The 25,476-nt window shown below is 59.9% G+C and carries 23 protein-coding genes; 10 read left to right on the plus strand and 13 right to left on the minus strand.

The window, feature by feature from the left end; genetic code table 11:
- Window positions 1–57: 57 nt before the first annotated feature.
- From F6X24_RS09625 to F6X24_RS09630, 3 genes are all read right to left on the minus strand, one after another.
- Entirely contained in the window at window positions 58–804 is a 747-nt protein-coding gene (locus F6X24_RS09625) for a DUF2625 domain-containing protein (RefSeq protein ID WP_229725011.1), read from the minus strand.
- A 94-nt stretch (window positions 805–898) separates the two neighbouring features.
- Window positions 899–1,045 (minus strand): hypothetical protein, encoded by a 147-nt coding sequence (locus tag F6X24_RS18960; protein ID WP_191906272.1) that lies wholly within the window; start codon window positions 1,043–1,045, stop codon window positions 899–901.
- Between the two features lie 130 nt (window positions 1,046–1,175).
- Window positions 1,176–2,594 (minus strand): type III PLP-dependent enzyme domain-containing protein, encoded by a 1,419-nt coding sequence (locus F6X24_RS09630; protein WP_151087787.1) that lies wholly within the window; start codon window positions 2,592–2,594, stop codon window positions 1,176–1,178.
- Window positions 2,595–2,813: 219 nt separating this feature from the next.
- Between F6X24_RS09630 and F6X24_RS09635 the strand changes: the two genes are divergently transcribed.
- Genes F6X24_RS09635 through F6X24_RS09650 form a run of 4 tightly spaced genes read left to right on the plus strand, consistent with a single transcriptional unit; the run spans window position 2,814 to window position 7,276 of the window.
- Window positions 2,814–3,788, plus strand: a complete 975-nt coding sequence (locus tag F6X24_RS09635; protein ID WP_151087788.1) for an arginase — start codon at window positions 2,814–2,816, stop codon at window positions 3,786–3,788.
- A 53-nt stretch (window positions 3,789–3,841) separates the two neighbouring features.
- Window positions 3,842–5,635, plus strand: a complete 1,794-nt coding sequence (gene argS, locus F6X24_RS09640; protein WP_151087789.1) for an arginine--tRNA ligase — start codon at window positions 3,842–3,844, stop codon at window positions 5,633–5,635.
- Window positions 5,636–5,667: 32 nt separating this feature from the next.
- Window positions 5,668–6,681 (plus strand): PDDEXK family nuclease, encoded by a 1,014-nt coding sequence (locus tag F6X24_RS09645; RefSeq protein WP_151087790.1) that lies wholly within the window; start codon window positions 5,668–5,670, stop codon window positions 6,679–6,681.
- Between the two features lie 13 nt (window positions 6,682–6,694).
- Window positions 6,695–7,276 (plus strand): LOG family protein, encoded by a 582-nt coding sequence (locus F6X24_RS09650; RefSeq protein WP_151087791.1) that lies wholly within the window; start codon window positions 6,695–6,697, stop codon window positions 7,274–7,276.
- A gap of 42 nt (window positions 7,277–7,318) precedes the next feature.
- On the opposite strand, the gene egtB is transcribed toward F6X24_RS09650, so the two are convergent.
- Window positions 7,319–8,668 (minus strand): ergothioneine biosynthesis protein EgtB, encoded by a 1,350-nt coding sequence (gene egtB, locus F6X24_RS09655; RefSeq protein WP_151087792.1) that lies wholly within the window; start codon window positions 8,666–8,668, stop codon window positions 7,319–7,321.
- Between the two features lie 280 nt (window positions 8,669–8,948).
- Here egtB and F6X24_RS09660 point away from each other — a divergent pair, with 280 nt between their 5' ends.
- The 5 genes from F6X24_RS09660 (at window position 8,949) to F6X24_RS09680 (ending at window position 13,781) form a co-directional block, all read left to right on the plus strand.
- The gene (locus F6X24_RS09660) at window positions 8,949–9,224 is read left to right on the plus strand and encodes a KGG domain-containing protein (RefSeq protein ID WP_151087793.1); all 276 of its coding nucleotides are present in this window, start codon (window positions 8,949–8,951) and stop codon (window positions 9,222–9,224) included.
- A gap of 25 nt (window positions 9,225–9,249) precedes the next feature.
- On the plus strand, window positions 9,250–10,320 hold the full coding sequence (menC, locus tag F6X24_RS09665) for an o-succinylbenzoate synthase (protein ID WP_151087794.1): 1,071 nt from the start codon (window positions 9,250–9,252) through the stop codon (window positions 10,318–10,320).
- Window positions 10,321–10,524: 204 nt separating this feature from the next.
- On the plus strand, window positions 10,525–11,766 hold the full coding sequence (locus tag F6X24_RS09670; RefSeq protein WP_191906273.1) for an aspartyl protease family protein: 1,242 nt from the start codon (window positions 10,525–10,527) through the stop codon (window positions 11,764–11,766).
- A gap of 68 nt (window positions 11,767–11,834) precedes the next feature.
- Window positions 11,835–13,010 carry a lysophospholipid acyltransferase family protein gene (locus F6X24_RS09675; protein ID WP_151087796.1) on the plus strand — a complete coding sequence of 392 codons (1,176 nt, stop codon included), beginning with the start codon at window positions 11,835–11,837 and terminating at the stop codon, window positions 13,008–13,010.
- Window positions 13,011–13,298: 288 nt separating this feature from the next.
- A complete protein-coding gene (locus tag F6X24_RS09680; RefSeq protein WP_151087797.1) occupies window positions 13,299–13,781 on the plus strand; it encodes a phasin family protein in 483 nt (160 codons plus the stop codon).
- 89 nt (window positions 13,782–13,870) lie between these two features.
- Here the strand turns inward: F6X24_RS09680 and F6X24_RS09685 are convergent, their stop codons facing one another.
- Together F6X24_RS09685 and F6X24_RS09690 are read right to left on the minus strand one after the other, a co-directional pair.
- Window positions 13,871–14,854, minus strand: coding sequence for a pyruvate dehydrogenase complex E1 component subunit beta (locus tag F6X24_RS09685; protein ID WP_151087798.1), 984 nt, complete (start codon window positions 14,852–14,854; stop codon window positions 13,871–13,873).
- A 207-nt stretch (window positions 14,855–15,061) separates the two neighbouring features.
- Entirely contained in the window at window positions 15,062–16,897 is a 1,836-nt protein-coding gene (locus F6X24_RS09690; RefSeq protein ID WP_151087799.1) for a tetratricopeptide repeat protein, read from the minus strand.
- Window positions 16,898–17,019: 122 nt separating this feature from the next.
- On the opposite strand from F6X24_RS09690, the gene F6X24_RS09695 reads away from it, so the two are divergent.
- Complete coding sequence (locus tag F6X24_RS09695) at window positions 17,020–17,238, plus strand: PspC domain-containing protein (RefSeq protein ID WP_151087800.1); 219 nt, start codon at window positions 17,020–17,022, stop codon at window positions 17,236–17,238.
- Here the strand turns inward: F6X24_RS09695 and F6X24_RS09700 are convergent.
- The 7 genes from F6X24_RS09700 to F6X24_RS09730 all read right to left on the minus strand — a co-directional run bounded on the left by F6X24_RS09700 (window position 17,235) and on the right by F6X24_RS09730 (window position 25,476).
- Entirely contained in the window at window positions 17,235–18,272 is a 1,038-nt protein-coding gene (locus F6X24_RS09700) for a glycosyltransferase family 2 protein (protein ID WP_229725013.1), read from the minus strand. The genes F6X24_RS09695 and F6X24_RS09700 overlap by 4 nt on opposite strands.
- 30 nt (window positions 18,273–18,302) lie before the next feature.
- A complete protein-coding gene (locus F6X24_RS09705; protein WP_151087801.1) occupies window positions 18,303–18,641 on the minus strand; it encodes a YbaB/EbfC family nucleoid-associated protein in 339 nt (112 codons plus the stop codon).
- A gap of 285 nt (window positions 18,642–18,926) precedes the next feature.
- On the minus strand, window positions 18,927–19,139 hold the full coding sequence (locus tag F6X24_RS09710; RefSeq protein ID WP_151087802.1) for a PID-CTERM protein-sorting domain-containing protein: 213 nt from the start codon (window positions 19,137–19,139) through the stop codon (window positions 18,927–18,929).
- Window positions 19,140–19,274: 135 nt separating this feature from the next.
- Window positions 19,275–20,996 (minus strand): hypothetical protein, encoded by a 1,722-nt coding sequence (locus F6X24_RS09715; protein WP_151087803.1) that lies wholly within the window; start codon window positions 20,994–20,996, stop codon window positions 19,275–19,277.
- A gap of 94 nt (window positions 20,997–21,090) precedes the next feature.
- Entirely contained in the window at window positions 21,091–23,130 is a 2,040-nt protein-coding gene (locus tag F6X24_RS09720; protein ID WP_151087804.1) for a T9SS type B sorting domain-containing protein, read from the minus strand.
- A gap of 19 nt (window positions 23,131–23,149) precedes the next feature.
- On the minus strand, window positions 23,150–24,640 hold the full coding sequence (gene hutH / locus F6X24_RS09725) for a histidine ammonia-lyase (protein ID WP_151087805.1): 1,491 nt from the start codon (window positions 24,638–24,640) through the stop codon (window positions 23,150–23,152).
- A 50-nt stretch (window positions 24,641–24,690) separates the two neighbouring features.
- Window positions 24,691–25,476 carry an SDR family NAD(P)-dependent oxidoreductase gene (locus F6X24_RS09730; protein WP_151087806.1) on the minus strand — a complete coding sequence of 262 codons (786 nt, stop codon included), beginning with the start codon at window positions 25,474–25,476 and terminating at the stop codon, window positions 24,691–24,693.

Here is a 25,476-nt window from a genome sequence, read left to right on the forward strand (position 1 = left end):
GTTATTAAAGCAGTTGCAGCACTGGGGAAAAACAATGTGTGCTAAGGCTAGCCAAATTCAGTGGTCTAATTGACGTTGCATATCCTGGCCGAAGGTCCATAGCTCAGCAATAGGCACTACGCCTCGCTTGTCCTTAGCTACGTTCTTTCCTTCTTTGGTAAATAGAAAAGGATAGCAGGTAAATCCTTGGTTACCAGTTATATTAGGTGTTTCCTGCTCCCAGCCTTTCCAGCGCAGATTTTTATAATAGCTGGCTAAGTCGCCGGAAAAGCAGAAAATCAAAAAGTCGGAGTAGGTTTTATTGGTAGCTTCCCACCGCAGACTATCCGGCGCGAAGTAAAATATTTTTCCGATAGATTCCGGGCCGAAAGCACCGCCATTGATAGCGTAGAAGCCGCCCAACACATCGTCAGCAACCAGCAAAAATCCTTGCTGTTTGTTTTTGTTCCAGCCCATCAGGTCGCGGTCCATAGCTGGGCAACCGGAACCCAGAATGCGGAGCCAACCATTATCCACCAGAATACCGCCCGTCTCATAAACGATAGCGCCCATCGGTGACCTGGTAGTAACCTGGGCAGCGAGCAAAGCGCTATCCGCACGGGCTGGTGTTTTTGGTAAAATCTGAACCTTGTTCTTAGCGTGCTTAATCCAGTCAATTACCAACTCCCAGCCAGGCTCTTGTTTATTAATAAGTTCGGACAACGTACGTTTAGGCATTTGCTGAGCATAGGCTGGCAAAGCGTAGCTAACGCACAGAAATCCAGCAAGCGCAATTTGGAGCAGCCGCGAAATAATGGTTGACATGCCAACAAAGCTATTCAATGAGAATATAATTAAAAGCGCCCGGCCCGCACATACGTGCAGACCGGGCGCTCTTCGTAAAAAACGCAGCTGAAAGCTACTGGCGCTCGACCGCCGTGGCGGTACTGGCCGTAACCGGCGCGGCGGCCGATTTGGCCGAGGTGTAGGCGGGGCAGGTCTGGCGGTTGCAGGCGCCGAGGCCGAGGGTGGCGGCCCCAACGGCGAGGATAAGGAGCTTTTTCATAAAAAGGTAGTAGTTGACGAAGACGCAGTTAGGCTTCAAAGATACGAGTGGCGGGCGGTTGCCAGGTAGGCCCAGGCAAGTTTTCTAAAAATAGTACTTTTCAGCCTGGGCAACTTCCTAAACGCTTGATTTATGATGCGGTATAGCCCAGAATTTTCAGCATACTGGCCGCTTCCTGTTTGGGCGCGAAGACGGTATCGGTGAGCGTGCCATCGGCGGCGCGGTCCAGGATGACGTGCTTGGGCGCCGGAATCAGGCAGTGCTTGATGCCGCCGTAGCCGCTCAAGCTTTCCTGGTAGGCGCCGGTGTGGAAGAAGCCCACGTAGATGGGCTCGGCGGTAGCCGGCTGATTGCGAGCGGGTTGCAGCTGCGGCAGGAAGGTCTGGTAGATGTGCTTTTCGGAGTTGTAGTAGTCCTGCGAGTCGCAGGTGAGGCCGCCGAGCTGAATTTTGCGGTAAGGGCGGTTCCAGCCGTTGAGCGCCAGCATGATAAAGCGCTGGTTCAGGGCCCAGGTATCGGGGAGGTTGGTGATGAATGAGCCGTCAATCATGTACCACAGCTCCTTGTCATTCTGGAGCTTTTCATCCAGAATCGAGTAAATCGTAGCCCCGCTTTCACCCACCGTGAAGATGCCGAACTCGGTGAAGATGTTCGGCTCCGGCACACCTTCTTCGGCGCAGATGCGCTGAATGGTGCGCAGAATTTCGGCAATCATGTACGGGTAGTCGTACTCCAGCTGAATGGAAGTCTGGATGGGCAGCCCGCCGCCGATGTCGATGGTCTGGAGCGTAGGGCAGATTTTGCGCAACTCACAGTATTTGTGAATAAAGCGGCTCAGCTCCGACCAGTAGTACGACGTGTCCTTGATGCCCGTGCTGATGAAGTAGTGCAGCATCGTTAGCTCAAAGCGCGGGTCGCTCTTGATTTTCTGCTTGTAGAGCGGCACCGCGTCGGCGTAGCGGATGCCCAGGCGCGAGGTGTAGAACTGAAAGCGTGGCTCCTCATCCGACGCCAGGCGCAAACCCAGGTTGGTTTTGGTGTTGACGTGCGCGTGGTAGTAGTCGATTTCGTTGGGCGAGTCGAGAATGGGCAGGCAGTTCACAAACCCATCGTTGATGAGGTCGGAGATAGCCGCCTTGTATTCTTCGGTCTTGAACCCGTTGCAGATGATGTACTTATCCTTGCCAAACTTGCCGTGCTCAAACAGCGAGCGGATAATGCTGATGTCGAACCACGACGAGGTTTCGAGGTGTACGTCGTTCTTCAGCGCCTCGTCGAGCACGAAGCGGAAGTGCGACGACTTGGTGCAGTAGGCGTACGAATACGAGCCCGTGTAGCCAGTCTGGGCAATGCCATCGGCAAACCACTGCTTGGCCCGCTGAATCTGGGAGCTGATTTTGGGCAGGTAGGTGAGGCGTAGCGGCGTGCCGTGTTTTGCTACTAAAGCCATAAGGTCGATATCATGGAAGCGCAGCTCATTGGCTTGCACCGTAAAATCGGCCGTAGGAAAATCGAAAGTCTGGGAAATCAGGTCGTGATAGGTATCCATCGAGGCGGAAAAACGGCAAATAATCCCGACCTTTGCGGCGGGCAGGTCAAAAGTACCGCCGGGGGCCGGAAACGACCGGCCCGCACGCATCGGACTCCGGTGAAAGGAAGCGACATGGCTACGGCGATTCTTCGTCGCAAGGCAGCGCGCGCCAGCGGCCCCTCGGGGCGGCGGGCGTCACGATGCAGCCCGTTTTATTCGCTTTCCATTTCCCACCCGATGAAACGCATCAAGCTTATTGAAGTCCGCTCCGAGCTGGGCGCCGGCACGCGGGGCGCCAGCCTGGGCCCCGATGCCCTGCGCGTAGCCTGCCTCAACAAAGGCTCCGACTATTTCCGGCGCTACAACTCGGTCGTCACGCCGGACCTCAACCACGTGCTGTTTGAGAAAAACCACTTTGCCTATGCCAAGCACATAGATTCCATCTACACAGTGCAGAAAGGCATTGCCAGCGCCGTGGAGCAGACGCTGCGCTTCGGCGAGTTTCCGCTGGTGCTGGCCGGCGACCACAGCAGCGCCAACGCCACTATTGCCGGCATCAAGGCGGCGTACCCGCATAAAACGCTGGGGGTTATCTGGATAGATGCGCACGCCGATATTCACTCGCCCTACACTACGCCCAGCGGCAACGTGCACGGCATGCCCCTGGCGGCGGCCCTCAACGAGGATAACCGGCCCTGCCAGCGCAACCAGCCCGACGCCGAAACCGAGTTTTTCTGGCAGCGGCTACAAAATCTGGCCGAGCCCGGCCCCAAGCTGCGCCCCGAGCACCTGGTGTACGTAGCCGTGCGCGATACTGAGGAAGAAGAAAACGCCGTTATCGAGCGTCTGAATATCAAGTGGATAAAGCTGCCCGAAATTCAAGCCAAAGGCTCGCGCCGACTGGTGCGCGAGATTTATGAGCACCTGCGCTTCTGCGACCTGGTGTACATTTCCTTTGATGTCGATAGCCTCGATTCGGAGTTCAGCAAGGGCACCGGTACGCCGGTTGAGAAGGGCCTTTACCTGTCGGAAGCCGAAAACCTGTGCCAGGACCTGCTCGAAAACGAGCGGGTTATCTGCTTTGAGATGGTCGAAATCAACCCCACGCTCGATAATGAGAACACGATGGCTAAAAATGCCTTTAATATTCTCGAAAAAGCCACGGCGGCCATTGAGCGGCGGCTGCGCCTGGAAGAGGTGGTGAGCCGGTAAGCAGCGCATAGCATGCGCGAGTCTGCGCTGCTGCCCTGCGTACCTTTGCCCTCGTGCAACAGCTTGAACAAACCCTAAAAACCGCCCTGCAAGCGGCCGCGCAGGCCGTTTTCAATCAGGAGATTCCCGCCGCCAGCCTCGTGCTCCAGCCCACCCGCAAGGAGTTTGCCGGCAGCTTTACCCTCGTCACGTTTCCGCTCACCAAGGCCTTTGGCAAAGGCCCGGAGCAAATTGGCCAGGCCCTGGGCGAGTGGCTGAAAACCCACGCGCCCGCCGTGCGCGGCTACAACGTAGTAAAGGGTTTTCTGAATATTGAAATCGCCGATGCCGAGTGGCTCAAGCTATTTGGTGAGCTCTACCGCCGGCCGGCCGGTACGCCCGTGCCCACGGGCGGCCCGCAGCGGGTGGTGGTCGAGTACTCGTCGCCCAACACCAACAAGCCCCTGCACCTGGGCCACTTGCGCAACAACTTTCTGGGCTACAGCGTGGCCGAGATTCTGAAAGCCACCGGCGCCACTGTGGCAAAGGTGAACTTGGTGAATGACCGGGGCATCCACATCTGCAAGTCGATGATTGCCTACCAGCGCTTCGGCCACGACGAAACGCCCGAGAGCGCGGGCATCAAAGGCGACCACCTGGCTGGCAAGTACTACGTGCTGTTTGAGAAGCACTACCGCGAAGAAATAAAGCAGCTCGAAGCCGAAGGCGTAGCCAACGAAATCGCTAAAAAACAGGCCCCGCTGATGCTCGAAGCGCAGCAGATGCTGCAAGCCTGGGAAGCCGGCGACGAGGACGTGATGGCCCTCTGGCACCGCATGAATGGCTGGGTATACGACGGCTTCAACGCCACCTACGCCAACATCGGCGTTGATTTCGATAAGTTTTATTACGAGTCGGGTACCTACCTGCTGGGCAAGGAGCGCGTGGAGGAAGGCTTGCAAAAGGGCGTGTTCTTCAAGAAAGAAAACGGCTCGGTGTGGGTTGACCTGCAGGCCGAAGGCCTTGACGAAAAGCTGCTGCTGCGCGCCGACGGTACCAGCGTCTACATCACCCAGGACCTGGGCACAGCCGAGCTGAAATACCAGGATTTCGGCTACGACAGCAGCATCTACGTCATCGCCGACGAGCAGAACTACCACATGCAGGTGCTGCAAGCCACGCTCAAAAAGCTGGGCAAGCCCTACGCCGACGCCATCCATCACCTCAGCTACGGCATGGTCGATTTGCCCTCGGGCAAGATGAAAAGCCGCGAAGGTACCGTAGTCGATGCCGATGAGCTGGTGAAAGAAGTAGAGGAAGCCGCCAAAGCCGCTACCCTTGAAAAAGGCAAAACCAAAGGCCTGGGCGACGAGGAATTAATGCAGCTCTACCACACGCTGGGCCTGGGCGCACTGAAATACTACCTGCTGAAAGTGGACCCCAAAAAGCGCATGCTTTTCAACCCCGAAGAATCGGTGCGGCTGGAAGGCGACACGGGTCCTTTTATTCAATATAGCTACGCGCGTATATCGTCTATCCGCCGCAAGGCGCTGGAGCAGGGTGTGGAAGAAACCAGCGATTTCAGCCAGCTGGGCGAGCTGCAACCCACTGAGCAGGAGCTTATTCAGCAGCTGGCCGGCTACGCGGGCGTGGTGGCCGAAGCGGCCCGCACGCTCTCGCCGGCCGTGGTGGCGCAGTATGCCTACGACGTAGCCAAGAGCTACAACCGCTTTTATACCGAAGTGCCGATTTTTGCCGAAACTGACCCGCTGAAAAAAGCCTTCCGCGTGGCGCTCTCGGCCAAAACGGCCGAAACCATCAAAACCACCCTCGGCCTGCTCGGCATCGACGTGCCCGAGCGCATGTAAATATTTGTTGCTCAAAACAATACTATCATAATATGGCTTTTTTCCGGGTAGGTCAACAGGGACAGCTCACGCGTGTTGCTGCTAGTGGTTTCGCAGAGTTAGGTTTAAAAGAGCGCCAAGACCTCCAAGTTCTGTTGCGTAATAATTCTGAAGCTATTAGTCCCGACCTATTTGTGTTTGCTGAAGAATTCAGCAATTGGCAAGAAAGTAAACGAAGGGTGGATTTGTTGGCACTAGATAGAAAGGCAAATCTGGTAGTTATTGAATTAAAGCGAGTAGAGGAGGGAGGCCATATGGAGCTACAAGCACTGCGCTATGCGGCCATGCTTTCCACTGTGGATTTTCCTCAGGTGGTAGAAGCATACAAGAATATGATTAAAAATTCGTCTAGTGCGCAACAACAGGATATTAATGAGGCACAGGCTGAGCAAAAAATACTGGATTTTCTGGGTGTAGCCAGTAGTGATGAAGTTCTTATATCAGATAAGCCGCGTATTATATTGATGGCACCAAGTTTTTCTAAAGAAATGACAACTACTGTTTTGTGGTTAAACGAACGGGGCCTGGATATACGTTGTCTTTCAGTAGAACCATATAAGGTAGAAGGTAATGTTCTGCTTGAAATTCAACAGATACTTCCCTTACCATCCGCGACTGAATACGTGGTTAAGAAACGTGAGAAAGAAGAGAAGGCAGAAAAACAATTAGAAACTCAAAAACGAAGAGCACGCACATTGCCAACGCTCTTAGCCGCTAATTATCTGCATTCTGGGAGTATACTTGAATTAATAAGGTTGCCGAAAAACGTATTGAAACAAGTTCCGCATGATGCCCGCCTTGCAAAACTGCTGGATGAAAATCAAGTTGAATGGCTTTTCAATAATCAGGTTTACTCTCTCTCGGGACTTTGTAATGTGATATGTGCTAAATTCGCCCCCAATTTGTTTGCCGCTGATTATGCTTTTGCAGGGCCAGATAATTGGGCACGTCAAGGAGATGTGACATGGCTATCAGATGTCGCTAAAAAACTAGAATCAGAAAATTAGTGTACTAATAAAAATGCGTAGCATAGCAGTGTACTGCGGCTCCAGCAGCGGCAACCAGGAAGTATATACCCAGCAGGCCCAGGAGCTGGGCCGCGAGCTGGCCCGGCGCGGTATTACCCTGGTGTACGGCGGCGGCTGCGTGGGCCTGATGGGCGTTATCGCCGATGCCGTGCTGGCCGAAGGCGGTAAGGTTATCGGGGTTATTCCCGGCTTTCTGGCCGATAAGGAGCTGGCGCACAAGGGCTGCACCGAACTGCACGTAGTCGAAACCATGCACCAGCGCAAGCTGCTGATGGCCGACCTGGCCGAAGGCTTTATTGCCATGCCCGGCGGCTTCGGCACGCTCGAAGAGTTGTTTGAGGTGCTGACCTGGGGCCAGCTGGGCCTGCACGCCAAGCCCATTGCGTTGCTCAATGTAGCGGGCTTCTACGACCAGCTGCTTGGCCTCTGCGACCACATGGTGAGCGAAGGCTTTGTACGCACGGAAAATCGCAAGCAGGTATTACAAAATGCCAACGCGACGGCCCTGCTCGATGCCATGACCCAGTACCAGCCCCTGCGAGTGGAAAAATGGCTGACGTCGGAAAAGAGCTGAGCCGCAGATTAATCGTTGCCATAACCGGCGATTTTGGCTCTGCTACCGCGCCAGCCGCAGCCCAGTAAACTGCCAGCGTTTGTCGGCATGAAAGAAATTGCGGTAGCTCACCCGGATATGACTCTCGGGCGTGGCGCACGAACCGCCGCGCAGCACCAGCTGGTTTAGCATAAACTTGCCGTTGTACTCGCCCAGCGCCCCGGCGGCGCGCTGATAGCCGGGGTAGGGGTGGTAGGCCGAATACGTCCACTCCCAGCAGTCGCCGAGCAGCTGGTGGCACTGCGTGGGGTCGGCGTCGGCGGCGAGCGGCTGCGGGTCGAAGTAGCCGCTTTCGAGCCAGTTGCCGCCCTGGGGCGTGGCCTTAAAGTGGCGGGCCGCGGTTTCCCATTCGGCCTCGGTAGGCAGGCGGGCGCCGGCCCACTGGGCATACGCATCGGCTTCGTAGAAGCTAATGTGCGAAACGGGCGCCGCCAGCTTAAGCGGCTCCAGGCCGGTAGGGCCATAGCGCAGCCACTGGCCCTCCGCATTTTTCGACCAGTAGAGCGGGGCCGTCCAACCCTCGCGGCTAGCTAAATCCCAGCCCTCGCCGAGCCAGAACTGAAACTGCTGGTAGCCGCCCGCCTCGATAAATTGCAGATAGTCGGCGTTGGTCACGAGCCGGTTTTGCAGCTCGAAAGGCGCCACCAATACTTCGTGCACCGGCAATTCGTTGTCAAATGAAAAGCCGGCCGCCTGGTGACCAATGCTGTAGATTCCGCCGGGCACCGGCAGCCAGGCAGCGGGCCGCGCCGTAGCGCCGGGGCTGGAAAAGTCGCTGGCCTCAAGGGAAGGTAAGAAGCTTTTATTATATTCAAAATTTTCTATATAAGCCGGAGCCAGCGGGTTGGTGCTCAGGATATATTTAATATCGGTTGCCAGCAGCTCCTGGTGCTGCTGCTCGTGGTGCAGGCCCAGCTCGACCAGCTCGGTGGCCGTGAGGGGTAGTTCGCTCAGGCCAGCCAGCAGCCTAGCCATGTGCTCGTCGACGTAGGCGCGGTAGCGATACACATCGGCCAGCGGCGGGCGCGAGAGCGTACCGCGGTCGGCCCGATTTACTCTGGAGCCGAGCGAATTATAGTAAGAGTTGAATAAAAAGGCGTAATCGGGGTGAAATACCGCGTAGCCGGGCAAAAACTGCTTGAGCAGAAACGTCTCCCAAAACCAGGTAGTGTGGGCCAGGTGCCACTTGGGCGGGCTCACGTCGAGGGTGGGCTGCACCACCGTGTCTTCGGGCAGCAGCGGCTGCACCAGCGCTACCGACTGGGCCCGCACGGCCTGATAGTGAGCCGGTAAGCCGGCCACAGCGCCAGGCGCTACGGCGGGAGAGGGGAGAAGCGAGGCAGCAGAAGCCATAGATGGAAGCTAAAAAGTAAGGTAGCAGACGAGCCACCCTTGTAACCGCGCCGACCGGCGCAGGGTTACGCGCCCCGGCCCAAAACCGGCCGGCTGGGGCGGCCCGGCCGCGTTCAGTGAAGCTGACGCGCTACGGGCCGCTGAATAATATGAAAATAGCCAAGAAAAAAGTAACGCTAAGGAATTTACCGCATGCTAAGGTGGTTTGCACTAGCCGCCGGTAGTGGTAGCCATCCAAATGGTTTCGACCGGTTTTTCCTTGCTTAGTAAGTTGTTGTTTATGAGTACGACTGGTGTTGATTTTACTGCGCCCGCTTCCCTTCCTACTGCCAAGCAGCCCAAGCGTCCGGCCCGGCGCATTGGTGAAAAAAGCCGCCGCGGCTTCGCGGCCATGTCGCCCGAGCAGCAGCGGCGCATTGCCAGCGAAGGCGGTCGGGCCTCGCACGAAAGTGGCCGGGGCCACCGCTTTTCGTCGGAGGAGGCACGCGCCGCGGGCCGCAAAGGGGGCCAGATAAGCCGCCGCGGTCCCAGTAAGCCTGGTTCTGACGCCGCATAGCCCTGCTGGGCTGCACCTTTGCACCATGCTGACTCTAACCTACCAGCGGCGGGTGCTGCACTTCAACTTTCCGGCCCGCACCTCGCGCGGCGCGCTCAGCCAGCACGTAGCTTATTACCTCGGCCTGCACCACAAGCAGCAGCCTGAGGTAACCGGGTGGGGCGAAGCCGCGCCGCTCGAAGGTCTGAGTCTCGATTACCGGGCTGATTTTGAAGAGGTTGTTGCGCAATTTTGCCAGCAGTTCAACCAAGCCCGGCACGATGAGCTAACGGCCGCCGCGGCCGCCGCGCTGGTGCCCGCCCAGCTGCCTGCGCTGCGCTTCGCCCTCGAAACCGCCGTGCTCGACCTGGCCGGCGGTGGGCGGCAGCAGCTGTATGCCAACGACTTTAGCCAGGGGCGGGCCGCCCTGCCCATCAACGGCCTGGTGTGGATGGGCGATGCCGCTTTCATGCGCGAGCAGATTCGGCAGAAGCTGGCTGCTGGCTACGGGTGCCTGAAAGTTAAAATCGGTAGCCTCGATTTTGCCACCGAGCTGGAGCTGCTGGCTGAGATAAGAGCCGAGGCCGGCCCCGCACAGCTGGTGTTGCGCGTGGATGCCAATGGTGCCTTTGCGCCCGCCGAGGCGCCCGCCAAGCTCGCCGCGCTGTCCCGCTTTCACATTCACTCCATCGAGCAGCCTATCAAAGCCGGGCAGTGGTCGGCGCTGGCTACGCTCTGCCGCGAGTCGCCCATCCCCATTGCGCTCGATGAGGAGCTGATTGGCCTTACCGAGCCGGCCCGCCAGCAGGCCCTGCTTGAGGAGGTGCGCCCGCCCTACCTGGTGCTCAAGCCCACGCTGCTGGGAGGCCACGCCGCTACCCGCCGCTGGATAGCGCTGGCCGAAGCCCGGGGTATAGCCTGGTGGATAACCTCGGCGCTGGAATCGAACATCGGTCTCAACGCCGTGGCGCAGCTTACGGGCGAGTACGCGGTGGGTGATTTTGCCCAGGGCCTGGGCACCGGGCAGCTCTACCGCAACAACCTGGCGGCGCCGCTCACTATTGGCGCCGGGGCCCTGCACTACGACCCGGCGGGCCACTGGCAGCATCCCGGATAGCCCCGGGTTCAGGAGGCAAGCAGTGCTGTATTTGCTGCGGTAAGTGCTGCCGAAAAGCTTACCGGTAAAGGGCTTGCTAAAGCTGCTAAACCGTTGTATATTTAGCCTTTCACAGGCTAAAGTATGCCGGGGGCCATGCGAGTTCGCGTGTTGTTTAGGTGGAGCTGCCCGTGCTGGGTAGGCTGGCGACTGATAGCTGCGCTTTTGCTGCTGTCGGCCGGCCCGCGCCTGTGCGCTGCCCAAGCGCCTGGGGCCCCGTTTCGACTCACCAAGCCGGGCTGCCATAAGGTGCGGCTGCCCTTTACCTCCCAGCGCAACCTGCTAATTATATCGGCCTTCCTTAATGGCTGCGGGCCTTACAATTTTTTGCTCGATACCGGGGTAAGCGCCAGCCTGGTTACCGACCCACAGCTGGCCGACTCGCTGGGCCTGATGCACGGAGCCCAGTACAAGCTCCTGGGCGTAGGGGGTGCCGACAGCGGCCTGCGGGCTTATGAGGCAACCAATGTGCGCGTGAAAGTAGCCGGAGCCGAAGCCGCGGATATGAGTTGGCTGGTGCTCAGCAGCGATGTGCTCGACCTCTCGGGCTACGTGGGAATGCCCGTGCACGGCATTATCGGGGCCGACCTCTTTCGCTCGTTCGTGGTTACTATTTATTCGGGGCAGCAGCAGCTCGAGCTCTGTGACCCGGCTTACTACAAAGCCCCCAAAGGCCGGCGCTGGACCACGCTGCCGCTTACCCTCGACAACAATAAGGCATACTTGACGGCCAGCGTGCAGCAGCTTACGGCAACTGCCGGCAGCACCGACCTGCCCCTACGCCTGCTGCTCGATACCGGCGCGGGCCACGCGCTTAGCCTCGAAACGACTTCCGACCAGCGCCTGAGCCTGCCGCCTACCTGCCTGCGCACCGACCTGGGCCGGGGGCTCACGGGGCTTATCAGCGGCTCGCTGGGGCGCGTGGCCACTATGCACCTGGGGCGCTACCAGCTGCCGCAGGTCCTTACCTCGTTTCCCGACTCTACACAGGTGCACGGCCGCCTCACCGGCACCGAGCGCTCGCGCAATGGCAGCCTGGGCTTTGAGGTCCTCAAGCGCTTCACGGCCGTTATCGACTACCCACATGGCCGCCTGCTGCTGCGGCCCACTCCGGAGCTGCACGACCCTTTCGAGCACGATATGTGCGGCCTCGACCTGCTGGCGGCCGGCCCCGGCTACCATCGCTTCCTGGTGCAGCGCGTGGTGCCCGGCTCCCCGGCGGCCTCAGCGGGTATTATGGAAGGCGAAGAGCTGGTCAGCATCAATTTTATGCCACTCACGAATATTTCCATTACGGAGCTGAGCCGCCTGCTGCACTCGCAGGATGGCCGGGTGCTGTTTATGGTGCTGCGCCGCGCCGATGGCGAGCTGCATCCGGCCAGCGTAAAGCTCAAGCGGCAAATATGATTTTGCAGACTGACCCTCAGTCATTCGTCGTTACAATCCTATCTTTCGCGGCTGCTTAATTTTCTGCTATGTCTGCCGCTGCCGTGCCCGATACCCTGCCTCCCCCGCTTATCCAGGCCAATCAGCACATCTACAGCGATTATTTCCGGGAAGAGTTTACCCAGACGCTCGACGATAATATCCTGCAGCTGCTCGACCGGGTGTGGTTTCGCTCGCGGCTGGTAGGCTTTGAGCCGTTTCCGCAGCGCAACAACCCGGACCGGCCGCTCATTTTTGCTTCCAATCATTCGGGTATGGCCTTCCCCTGGGATGCCATTATCTCGCTCTCGCACCTGTGGCGCTACCTGCTGCGCACCCGTGGCACCCTGCGCGACCTGCCCCGGCCGCTATCGGCGCCCATGCTTTCGGCTACCAGGCTGATGAACCCCTACCTCATCACGGACTTCTGGAAGAAGTGCGGCAGCGTGGATGCCACCACGCTCAACTTCGAAACCATGATGTACTACCAGGACCACAACCTGATGCTTTATCCCGAAGGGGTGCCGGGCATCGGCAAGGGCTTCAATCGCAAGTACCAGCTGCAGCGCCTGGCTACCAGTATGCTGAGGCTCAGCCTGATGCACGGCACCGATATTATGCCGTTTTACACCATCAACGCCGAGTACCTCAACCCCTACGCCTACAGCTTTGACTGGATAAACCGGCTGACCAAAAAAATCGGCATTCCGTTCCTGCCCATTACGCTGCTGCTGCTGCTGGTCATTATTCAGCCCTGGGCGTTTTACCTGGCCCTGCCCGCCCAGCTTACCTACGTAATGGGCACCCGCATCCGGCCTACCGAACTTACTGCTAAAAAGCACGATGAGCTAAGCCGCGATGAGCTGCTGGCTATCAGTGAGCAGATTCGCCAGCGTATGCAGGGCGAAATGGATGCCGCCGTGGCCGCTCATGGCCAGCACCCCTACCGCTGGCGCGAGCTTTGGCAGCGCATGCAGGAAAACCGGCGCTTTTTCCCGTTTTTCCTGCCGTTCGCCTGGCCGGCCGTCTTTACCGAGTTTGAGCGCCGCTTCGTCAAAAACGGCGAGCGCGACTTCGATATGCAGCTCGATAAGCCGGGGTCGTTCTGGAAAATGATTTGGCGCAACCCGCTCATAATCGCCTATTTTATTCCGGTGCTAGGCTGGGTGCCGCTGGCCATCAAAGGCTACCGGGATAACAAGCTGGGGCGTGAAAAGCTGGGGTAATATTAATTATAAAATATATATTAAATAATAAATATTAAGAATTGATTGGTTTCCTGCTCTCGGGTGTCATGGCTAGAAAGGCAGCAGCATTTCCCGACCTGATAACTCCGCTGTTCAGCCCTGTTAATCAGCGGCCGGCGTACTTCCAGCTTTAAAAACCGTACCTTGGGGTGTTGCCGCGCCTGGGGCACGTAAGTTTACGGCAGGTAGTAGGCAAGCCTACTATTGTAGCGAGACAAGGTGTTCACGTTCAATTTCTTCACTCTTCACTCTTTACCCTTTTCACTCATGGATGACCTGTTTAAGAAATTCATCAACACCGGCGTCGGGTTTCTCTCGCAGGGCAACAAGGCCGTGCAAACGGCCATCGAAAAGCTGGTAAAGGAGAGCAAGCTTTCGGAGCAGGAAGGTAAAAAAATAATGGAAGACCTGCTGAAAAGCGGCGAAACCAAGCGCACGGACCTCGAAAAGCAGTTCAAGAACCTCACCGACGGCCTGCGCGAGCGCGTGGGCCTGGGAGCCGACGACAAAAAAGCCGCGCCGGCCAGCAAAGCCAAAGCCGCTGCTAAGCCCGCCCCCAAAGCGCCGGCCGCTAAAAAACCAGCCGCGAGTTCTGCTGCCAAAGCAGCCGGCACTACCAAAAAAGCCGCCGATAAAGTGAGCGCTTCCACCAGCAAGGCGCAGCACTCGGCCGCGGCCAAAGCCGGCGCGCCCAAAAAAGCCCCCGTATTATCGGCCGACGACAGCGGCGAGGCGCTTGATACGAAGTAGACAGCTAAATGCCTGAATGCAAGAACGCCTTGCGGCACAGTGTGCAGCAAGGCGTTCTTGTTCGTGTTTACTGAGTGCCCTGGGCGAAGCTATGCCTTGGCGTAGGTTACTTCCTTCACCGCCTTCAGAATACGGGCTACATTGGGCAGCGACGCTTCGATGAGGGTAGGCGCGTAGGGCAGCGGTACGTCGGCGCAGGTGATGCGGATAACCGGGGCATCGAGGTAGTCAAATGCGCGGCGCTGCACCATGTAGGCCAGCTCGCCCGAGATGCTGGCCAGCGGCCAGGCTTCCTCAATTACCACCATGCGGTTGGTTTTCTTCACCGAGTTGATGAGCGTATCGTAGTCGATGGGGCGCACCGAGCGCAGGTCGATTACCTCGGCCGAAATGCCTTCCTTGGCCAGCTCGTCGGCGGCGGTGTAGAGCAGCTTCATCATTTTGCCGAAGCTCACCAAGGTCACGTCCTTGCCTTCGCGCACGATGTTGGCCTTGCCGATTTCGAGAATGTATTCTTCTTCGGGCACCTCGCCCTTGTCGCCGTACATCAGCTCCGACTCCATGAAAATAACGGGGTCGGGGTCGCGGATGGCGGCTTTCATCAGCCCCTTCGCGTCGTACGGGTTCGACGGCACCACCACCTTCAGGCCGGGGCAGTTGGCGTACCAGTTCTCAAAGTTCTGCGAGTGCTGGCTGCTGAGCATCCCGGCGTTGCCGGTGGGCCCGCGAAATACGATGGGGCAGGAGTACTGCCCGCCCGACATGGAATAGATTTTAGCAGCTGAGTTAATCACCTGGTCAATAGCCACCAACGAGAAGTTGAAGGTCATAAACTCGATAATCGGCTTGAGGCCGTTGGCGGCCGCGCCCACACCAATGCCGGCAAAGCCCAGCTCGGCAATCGGGGTATCAATCACGCGCTCCGGCCCAAACTCATCGAGCATTCCCTGGCTCACCTTGTAGGCGCCGTTGTACTCGGCCACTTCCTCGCCCATCAGGAAAACCGACGGGTCGCGGCGCATTTCTTCGCTCATGGCCTCACGCAGGGCCTCACGGAATTGAATGGTACGCATCAATAGACTAGCAAAAGCCGGCACACGGCCGGTACGCAAAGCTACGATAGGGAAGCAAGAATTGGGAATCGAGGACTATAAAACGTCTATCATTGCGAGCCTGCGAAGCAATCGCAGCAGAACGAAATCGTTTGGGTATCGTGCCGGTGCGATTGCTTCGCAGGCTCGCAATGACTGACGGGGCCAGCAACAAGACAGATACTTGTTCTACTTCAGCGCTTCCCGAAAGGCCTTGCCTTGGGCATAGTCCTGAAACTCCAGGTCTTCTACGGCCTGGGTGGCGAGGGCGCGGTTGAGGTGGATGGCTTTGCGCAGCTCATCGGCCAGGGCGGGCTCGTCGTGGCGGCGGGCGGCCGCCACGGCCAAGCCATAGTGCGGGGCGGCGGCCTGCGGGCGCAGGTCGAGCGCCAGCTGATACTGGGCAGCGGCGGCATCGTAGGCCCCACGCTGCACCAGCAGCAGCCCCTGGTTCATGTAGTTCTGGTAGCTAGGGCCGGCCAGGCGCAGGCTGGTGAGCGCCTGGTCGGGCTGGCCCACCTGAATTTCCAGCGCGGCCTTGTCGGAAAATACCTTGCGTAATATATTGCGGGCGCCACCCAGCTTAATGGCATAGTCGTAGTCCTGCAAGGCTTCCAGGCGCTCCTGGGCGTGGTGGTGGGCCGAGGCGGCACGGTAAAACAGCTCGGCCGTGGGATGGCGGTGGGCCGCCAGCGTAAAGTTGACGGCCGCCCGGTGGTAATAGTTTTGCTGCACCCGCAGCGATACTTCCTTTTCGGCGCGCAGGGCCAGCACCGTGCCCAGGTTGTAGAATGCCTCCCAGCGCGCCGTGCTGGCCGCGGCCAGCTCGTAGATGCGCTGCTTTTCGGCCAGCAGCGGGGTGAGCGTGGCCGAGTAGCGCAGCTCCTCGGGCGTAAGGGCGTCGATATCGGCTTCTTTAGCGAGAATTTTCTTGCTCAGGATATATACCTCCGAATCGTAGCGCGGCGGCGCAGTATACGTGACAGCCACGGTGCCCCAGCGCAGCACCGGATATATATAATCTTCCAGATAATCGAAGTAGCTGAGCTTGTGCAGCGCCTTCTCCTTCTGGGCAAAGGTGCCGTGCGTGTCGTTGATGATGCTCACTACTGAATCCTGCTGGGCGGGCTTCAGCACCGAGTTCTGCACCTGGTTGAGCAGCAGCTCCCAGCTATTGCGGTAGGCCAGGGTGTCGAAGGTAATATCTTCTACCTTATTGAGATACGAAAAGCCTTTTACGCGCTGCTTGTAGTAGTAAAGCAGCATTTTTACGCGCTTGCTGGCCAGCTGCGGCTTGTGCGCATCGAGCGAATCGGGCGAGTGGCCGGCCGCGATGAGCACCCGCTGGGTATGCTGATTCTGGTCAATCAGGTCTTCGAGGGCCGCGATATTGGTGCCCAGGTGCGAGCGGATAAACCACTGGCCCTGGTCGAAATACAGCGGCAGCGTGCGGGTGCCGCTCATGGTATTAGTGGCGTGCTCGGGCAGCAGCGCCAGCAGCGTGTCTTCCAGCACCACGCGGCGGGCGGGGTCGGCAATGCCGCGAGCTACCAGGGTTTCGGTTTTTGCCGTGAGGCTTTTGCCGTGGGGCTTTAGCTCGCGCACCTGGCCCCGGGCCAGCAGCTGGCCCGGCGAGCGCCCCGGCGTGTTGGCAATGGTAAAGCGGCGGCGGCTCACGAGGCGGCCCTTCACCGAGTCGTCGTAGGTAAACTCGCCCTGCGCAAAGGAGAGCCGGCCCACGGTATCGAGGCGCAGGTCATGGTCGTAGCGATACGTAAGCAGCACCTCATACACGGCCCCTTTGCGCAGGTGGCGGCCAGCCACGCGGGCAGTAGCTTCGAAGGGTACCGATTCGCCCACGGCCGTGAGCGGCGCCGGCTCTACCGACACGCGGCGGCCGGCTTCGGCCTGCTGCAGCATCTTGGGCAGCGGTGAGCAGCCCGCGAGCAGCCAGGCCAGCAGCAGGCCCGGCAAATAGAGCTTACTTATTGAGTATAAATGCAAATCGAAGAAAATTGACGACAAATAAGACCAGGCGGGTAGTAACCCGGTTCGCGCCTTAACGTAAGCTGGTACGTAACGTTTGCCGTTGGTTGAGTTGTATCTTAGCCCGGCAAAGTTGCATCGCGCCGCTTAAAACTACCCGTATGCACCGCCTTACCGACTTTATCGAATCGCAGTCCTTTGGGCTGTGCTCGGCGCTGGGGCAGCGCTGGGGCTTTAGTACGCGCAGCATCCGGCTGTCGTTTGTGTATGCCTCGTTCTTTACGTTTGGCTCGCCCATTGTGCTGTACTTTGCCGGGGTATTCTGGATGAATATCCGCCGGGCCTGGCGCCAGCAGCGTAGCACGGTGTGGGACCTTTAGCGTTCCATTAATTCTGAAAAGCGCTTTTTGCCCCTGGCAAAATATGCCCACACCACGCTGCCCGCGTAGGTGCCGGCCCGCTGGCGCACCCGTAAATGCGGCTTGGCGAGCTGCCGCCGCTGCCGCCAATAGCCAAGCTTCTGAAAAAAGTGCAGATGGGCCCGGCCTACGGCCTGGGCCTCTGGCCAGTTGCGGGCCAGCAAAAAGCGCAGGCCGGCTACCCAGTCGAGCACCAGGCGCAGTAGAAAAGCACCGGCCAACTCGCTGGGAGCTGAGTTTTTATACAGCAGCGCCAGCCCGTTGCGAAAATTGAGGTAGGTTTTGCGCGGGCTCGATTTGGGCAGCGTGCCGCCGCCTACGTGGTGCACGCTGGCCCCGCCGTGGTACCATATTTCGTAGCCCGCATTTTGGGCGCGCCAGCAGAAGTCGATTTCCTCCATGTGGGCAAAAAAGGCGGGTTCCAGGCCGCTCAGCTCGCGCCAGGCGCTGGTGCGCACCAGGCAGCAGGCCCCGCTGGCCCAGGCCACGGGGCGCGGGTCGTCGTACTGCCCGTGGTCGGTTTCGAGGGTGTCGAAGAGCCGACCCCGGCAAAAGGGATACGCCAGGCGGTCGAGGTAGCCACCGCCGCCGCCCGCGTGCTCGAATAAGGCAGGGTCGCTGTAAGCTAGTATTTTAGGCTGCACAGCGGCAATGTGCGGGTTGTGTTGCAGCAGCTCGCGCAGGGGCGGCAGCCAGCCGGGCTGCACGGCCACGTCGGAATTGAGCAGCACAAAAAACGGGCTCTCGAGCTGGGCCAGTGCCTGGTTGTAACCCTCGCAAAAGCCCAGGTTTTCCGCAAAAAGCAGCAGCTCGACTTGCGGAAAGCCGTGGCGCAGCAGGGGCACAGAGTCGTCGGTCGAAGCATTATCGGCTACCACCACGCGCGCCCCGGCCGCGTGAGCCAGCACGCCGGGCAGAAATCGCCGCAAAAAATGCTCGCCATTGTAATTCAGGATTACAATGGCGACATCAGTACAGGTTGAAAGAGGAGTCAAGGCGTTTGGTTTGGCTTCGGCGCCCTAAACTTATGCGCCAAAGCTGCCAAGGTCGAGGCCGGGGATGTTGGGCATCAGGCCGCTGGTCTGGCGCTGGAGCTCCTGGCGGGCCTGCTCAGCCACGGCTTCGAGGGCTTTGTTTACGGCCGCCACGATAAGGTCGGGCAGCATGTCACGGTCCTCGGGCGTGAGCAGCGAGGGGTCAATTTCGAGCTTGGTAAGGGTGCGGTGACCATTGGCCGTGGCTTTTACCAGGCCGCCGCCGGCCTCGCCGGTAGCCGTAAGATGCTGAAGCTGAGCCTGGGCCGACTGCATCTTATCTTGCAGCTCTTTCACCTTGCTCATCATGCCCATCATGTCGAATGCCATATATATTAAATATGTAGTTCTGGCGAGCCGGAACAGTGAATGTAGTAGGTAGTTGAAAGGCGCGCACAATGCTGCGGATGCCTTTGATAAGGGCAACCCAGCAGCGCAAATTTAGTTCAAACCTGCTTCGCGGGCCTGCGGCAGCTGGCTGGAGAAAGCTGGTTGGGAATAAACAGATACTAGAGAAGTTGCAATTTTAAATATTAAAAAATTATTATATTTAAAATTGCAAAGCCTACCTTCGGGTAGAAGGCAGGCTTATAACAGATACGAGCTAAATGCAAACTACTTGCGCCGCTGGCGGAGCTTGCGCAGGCCGTAGGCTACGCTGCCGGCCAGCAGCAGCGAAGCTCCCCCATCAATTGGGACGGCGGTGGGGTCGGTAGGTGCGGGGCCGCCCGAGCCGGGCGCCTGGGCCAGTGCCTGCTGGGCCGCGCCGGTAGCAAGTAGCAGGGCAGCCGCAGCCGCAAATTGACGAGTTAGCGTACAGAAGCTCATAAGCGGCAGGAAATAAATCTGAAGGGTAACAGGCTGACTAGTAAAGTGGCTGGCCTGAATAAGCCAGCCACTTTACTACTGCCAGGGTTTGTGTACGCGTGGTGATTGCGCGATGTTGCCCCAAATTTTCCCGCGTTAGCTTACGTGCGCCAGGGCGGCTTGCAGCGCAGCCAGCACCGTTTGCATACCTTGCTCGGGGTTGGGGCCCAGGTGAATGTGCAGGGCCCGGCGGTCGTTATTGCGCAGGGCCTCCAGGTCGCCCTGCGCCTGCGCATTTTCGAAGGTGCCGAAGGTGTACGTGCGGCCGGGCAGCGGCAAATCCTGCGGGTGGTCGGCGGTGAACTGCACAAACAGGCCGGTATTGGGGCCGCCTTTGTGGTATTGGCCGGTAGAGTGCAGGAAGCGCGGCCCGTAGCCCGAGGTAGTGGCAATACGCAGCTTATCCTGCACCAGGCGGCGAAACTCGGCCAGCTCGGCATTGAGCTTTTCCGATTCGTGGAGGTAGGCTTGCAGGCTCAGGAAGTCGCCGGGCTTGGCTTGCTGAAAAAAAGCGCCTAGCACCCCCGCCGCGTCGGAGCCCGTTACGGGGGCGTAGTAGCTTACGCCATTCTGGCTGGCGGCGGGCTGACCGGGGCTGGGCAGCTGGCCTTTCTCGGTTACTACCTTCATCAACGCATCGGTGGCAGTTTTGGCGGCCTGCACGTTGGGCTGGTCGAAGGGGTTGATGCCGAGCACGATGCCTACTACGGCTACGGCAATCTCCCAGCGGTAAAACTCGGAGCCCAGGTCCATGGCTTCCTTCAGGCGGATGATGATGACCGGGTGCCCGGCCTGCTCCAGGGCCTGAAGCTTGTGCAGATTGGGCGTATCGGTAAACTCCTCGTAGCCGATATACAAGAATACACGGTCGGTACCATATTCCTGCGGAGTGCCCAGCGGCTCGCCGGCTACGGGCAGAATGCCTTTGCCGTGCTTGCCAGTGCTTTCGGCCAGCAGCTGCTCCAGCCACAGGCCCAGGCTGCTCAGGTTATCGGGGGTGATGAGCGTGAGCTTATCGCGCCCCTGCCGGGCCAGCACGCCCAGCGCTGCTCCCAGGGCCAGGCCCGGATTATCGGCCACGGGGCCTTGCGAGCCACAGGCGTGCATCATCTGAACGGCTCCGTGCAGCAGGGCACCGATATTGATACCGTAGCAGGCGGCCGGCACCAGGCCAAAATAGGTAAGCGCCGAAAAGCGACCGCCTACTTCGCTGAAATTCAGGAAGATATGCCGGTAGCCCTGGGCACGGGCCTGGTCCACAAACTTGGAGCCGGGGTCGGTAATGGCCACGAAGTTCTCCCCCGCCTGCTCGCCTTTAATAGCTTTGAGCTTATCGTAGAAATAATCGCCGAAGGCCAGCGGCTCGGCCGTGGTGCCCGACTTGCTGGCCACGATAAACAGCGTGTGGCGCAGCGGCAGCTCCGCTTCGAGGGCGGCTACGGTGCCGGGGTCGGTGGTGTCGAGGATGGAAAGCGGTAAATCGCCCGCGCCCCAGTGAAATGAGCTTTTAAACACAATCGGGGCCATGGTGCTGCCGCCCATGCCCATCACCACCACGTGCTGGAAGCCGGCCTGCTTGACCTCGTGTACGAAAGCCTTGATTTCGGCCACGGCCGCCAGCATGATTTCGGGAGTCCGGAGCCAGCCCATGAAGCTGCGAATGCTCTGCTGAGCCTCGGCGTCCTGAGTCCACAGCGTGGCATCCTTTTGCCAGAAGCGGGTAGTGAAATCGTGCTGGTTGAGCGTAGCAATTTCAGCCTCAACGGCGGGCTGGTACTGGCCCAGGTGGTAGGTGGCGGAAAAATGAGTGTCTGGCATGTGGCAGTTATTGGTTGGTTGGCAGTTATTGGTTGGCAGCTGGCAGCTATAAGCGGAAGCGTAGCAAAAACTTCTAGCTGCCAGCTGCCAAAGGCTATTTTAAGATAGTAACGGTGCCGGTCTGGCTGAAATCCTGGCCGGTTTCCTCGCGCATGGTAAAGCGCCACACGTAGGCGGCGTTTACCGGAGCGTGGCCCCGGATGGTACCGTCCCAGGTCTGGCTGCGGTCGGTGGCGCGGAAAACCTCCTGGCCATCGCGGTCAACTACTACGAAAGTAAAGCTGCTTAGGTAACGGCCTTTCAGCTCCAGCACGTCGTTAAGGCCATCCCCATTGGGCGTGAAGGCATTGGGCACCACCACGCGTGGCTGCCGGGCCAGGCTGGCTACGTTGGAGTAGCTGACTGCGCCGGCCGGCAGCCCCCCACCGCTGGCCTCGATGCGGTAGCGTAGCACCTGGCGGTCGGTAGGGGGGGCCGGGTCGAGGTAGTTGAGCGTGGTAGTAGGAGCCGAAGTGGTCAGCACCGTGCCATCGGCAGCCAACGAGATAACCCGGTAGCTCACGCCGACCGCCGGACTGCCCGGCCCCCGAAAAGCCGACCAGCTGAGCTGAGCGGTGAGGCCTTCGGGGTCGGCCGCAGCTACGCTGAGCAGGCTCGGGCAGGTGGGCGGGCTGGCGGGCGACGTATTGCCGCACACGTCGAGCAGGCGGGCCGTGTAGCAGGGCGGCGCGGTCAGCAGGTCGGCCAGGGTAGTAGGGTCGCGCAGGGTATCGGTGGCGGCGGGCACGGGGCCAAAGTCGGTAGGGGCCGGGCCGCCCTGGCGGCTGTAAAGCAGCTGGCCGCCGGTGGGGAGCGCACCCCTCCCCGCCAGCGAGGCAGTGAGCACCAGGCGGTTAGACAAGTCGAAGCTGGCGTTGAGCAGCGGCGCGGGCGGGGGCAGGGTGGAAAGCGTTTGCACCGGCACGTCGTTAGATATCGACTGGCTACTGCCTGCCGCAATGGCCTGTACCTCATACGTATAGCTGGTGCCGCAGGTGACGGCCGCATCCACGTAGGTGGTGGCGGAAGCGGCCAGCGTAGTCAGGGTCTTGCCATCGCGCAGCAGCGTGTAGGCAGCTACCGGGCCGGCGGTCTGCCAGGTGAGCGTGTTGACATTATTCAGCGAAGTACCGGTGAGAACGACGGTTGGTACCGGGGTTGAAAAAGCCGAATCGGTATGGCATACGTCGCGCCGGCGCAGGCGGTACACGCCGGCCGTGGCTCCGGTAAGAGTCAGGCTGCCCGCGCCGGGCGGCAGCGTTGCCAGTTGCCTAAAGCTACCCGCGCTGCCGGCCGAAGCCTGTTCGAGGCTGTATTCATAAGGGGCCAGCAAGCCACTGAAGGCGAGCTGAATGCTGCCCGGCAAGCTGCCCATGATGGTGAGGCGGCTGAGCAGCAGCGGGGCAGGGGAAGCCGGCAGCGCCGGCACCACCTGGCTCACGCTGGCTTCGCACAGGCCCGTGGCCAGGAAGCTGCCCGTTACGGTAACCGTGCTGCCGGGCGCAGCGGGCAGAAAAATCTGCCGGCCCGGATATAAGGGCCCGATACGCGGGCCATTATTGACCTGCGCGAAATACTGGTCAAAAAAATGGTCGCCAATAATGAGGAGCGCCGTATTATTTACGCAGGGCAGCAGGCTGTATATAATGGGCGGTATGGGATTATACACCGTAAAATTGCGCGCATACACGGTGCCGGTGCCCCCGTTGAGCGTGGGGTTAGTGAGCTCCGATACCGTAACAAAGCTGCTGGGCACGGGGGTGTAGGTGTTATTGGGCAGCTTGCCGGGCACAAAGTCGCAGTTGGGCGGAGTGGTGAAGGTGCCGCCGCTGGTCAGCGTGGCGTTATAGTACAGGAGGTTGGGCGATACCGTGCGCCCGCAAGCCGGCTCAAACCGAACTGGCCGGCCCACGCAAAAGGCCTGTACTTCCTGGCCCGTTGCTACGTCGATGGCAATAAAGGGCGCCGGGCAGCCCGGCAGCGGCGGACTAATGATGCACTGCGCCAGCGCCGGCGTAGCGGCGCTAAAAAGAAGTGCGCCCAGCAGCAGAGCCGGCAGCAGCTGCCGCAGCAAGAAAAGAAAAAGCGGTTTCATGCCCACGGTAACGGCGTTTTTATACCCAATCGTGCTCGCGCACGAAGCGGGCCGCGCGGTGCAGGTCGGGGTAGAGAATCCGGTCGCGCGGGACGAAGGTAACCACCTCACGAAAGGCGGCGGCTACGGCTTCCAGCGCCGGACTACTACGGTGGGGCCGGCGTAGGTCGAGGGCCTGCACGGCGGTCAGCAGCTCGATGCCCAGGATTTGCTCCACGTTTTCGACTACGCGGCGGGCCTTGGTAGCCGCGTTGGCGCCCATGCTCACGTGGTCTTCCTGGCCGTTGCTGCTCGTGATACTGTCGGCACTGGCGGGGGTGCACAGCTGCTTGTTCTGGCTCACAATGCCGGCGGCGGTGTACTGCGGAATCATCAGGCCCGAGTTCAGCCCCGGCTCGGCCACCAGAAAGGCGGGCAGGCCGCGCTGCCCCGAAATGAGCTGGTAGGTGCGCCGCTCCGAAATACTGCCCAGCTCGGCCACGGCCAGGGCCAGGTGGTCGAGGGCCAGCGCCAGCGGCTGCCCGTGAAAGTTGCCACCGCTCAGAACCAGGTCTTCTTCGGGGAAGATATTGGGATTGTCGGTAACTGAATTACATTCAATTTCTACTATATTTTCGACATATGCCACGGCATCGCGGCTGGCTCCGTGCACCTGCGGCTGGCAGCGAAAGGAGTACGGGTCTTGCAGCGCGTAGCGGTCCTGGGCCTGCAATTCGGAGCCGGCCAGCAGCTGGCGCAGGCGTGCGGCCACCCGCACCTGCCCGGCGTGCGGCCGCACGCGGTGCAGCGGCTCGGCAAAGGGCTGGGCGTGCGCCCCAAAAGCCTCGACCGACAGCGCTCCGATAACATCGGCGGCGTTGAGCAGGCGCTGGGTGCGCTCCAGCGCCTCGGTGGCATAGGCCAGCATAAACTGAGTGCCGTTGAGCAGCGCCAGGCCTTCCTTGGCTTGCAGCTGCAAGGGCTCCCAGCCAAACAGGCTGAGCACATCGCTGGCCGCCAGGCGATAGCCCTGGTAGTTTACTTCGCCCAGGCCCAGCAGCGGCAGGCATAGGTGAGCCAGCGGGGCCAGGTCGCCGCTGGCCCCCAGGCTGCCCTGCTCGTACACCACCGGCCACACATCACGGTTGAAAAAGTCGAGCAGGCGCTTAACCGTGGCCACCTGTACGCCGCTGTGGCCGTAGCTCAAGCTTTGGGCTTTGAGCAGCAGCATGCGGCGCACGAGGTCGGCGGGTACTTCGGGGCCAGTGCCGCAGGCGTGCGACATCACCAGGTTGACTTGCAGCTGGGCCCGCGCTTCGGCCGGAATACTGACATTATAGAGCGAGCCAAAGCCGGTATTGATGCCGTAGATGGGCTGGTCGGGGGCAGCGGTCAGGCGCTGATGCAGGTAATCGTGGCAGGCCTGAATCCGGGTTTCGGCTTCGGCGGGCAGGCGGAGGGCGTCGCGGCTTTGCAGAGCAGCGGCCAGCTCGGGCAGGGTAAGCGGCAGGGTGGGGGAGAGCAGGGGCATAGGCTGCAAAAGTAGGCGCTTCGGCTGCGGCTCTAGCCCGCCCGGCGCGGCTACTGCGGCCGCGAGGCCTGCCAGCTGCCAAACTCCGTAGCGATAAGACGCTGGCCGGTAATGCCATTGCTGGCGTCGGAAGCCAGGAATACAATGGGCTCAGCCATGATGGCCGGGCTCAGCAGCTCAAACCTGCCCGCAATCTCCGCTTTGGCCGCCGCCGGTATCATGCCCGTATCGGTAGCCCCGCCGGGCAGCAGCATGTTCACGTCGATGTGGGCGTCGCGCAGGTCCTCGGCCATGATTAGCGAGAGCGACTCGGCCCCGGCCCGCGAGGGGCCATACGGGATGAAGCCCCGCCGCCGCATGGTTTCGTGGTTCATCGAGATGTTCACGATTTTGCCCCGGCCCTGCGCCAGAAACAGCGGCACAAAGGCTTTGGCAACCAGAAAATAGCCGGTTAAGTTAGTGTCGATTAAGTCGCGGAAGCCAGCGGCGCTCACCTCATAGAATGGCTGCGGCGTGGTCAGAAAGTCGGGGTTGACAGTGCGCATCCCAATGCCCGCATTATTTACCAGCAAATCGAGCCCGCCCCAGTGCGCCTGCACCCACGCCACGGCTTCGGCAATGGATGCTTCGTCGCGCACATCGAGCACAAGCGCCTGCGCATCCAGGTGCGCGGCCCGGAACTGGTTCAGTGCCTGGTTGAGGCTTGCTTCGTGGCGGGCCGTAAGTACGACCGAGGCCCCGGCCGCCGCCAGGGCCTCGGCCATTGCCAGGCCCAGGCCTCTGGAAGCGCCGGTAATCAGGGCTTTCCTGCCGGTTAGCGTGGAGCTGCGGGTCAT

It is taken from the genome of Hymenobacter baengnokdamensis, assembly GCF_008728635.1.
Taxonomy (GTDB): Bacteria; Bacteroidota; Bacteroidia; order Cytophagales; family Hymenobacteraceae; genus Hymenobacter; species Hymenobacter baengnokdamensis.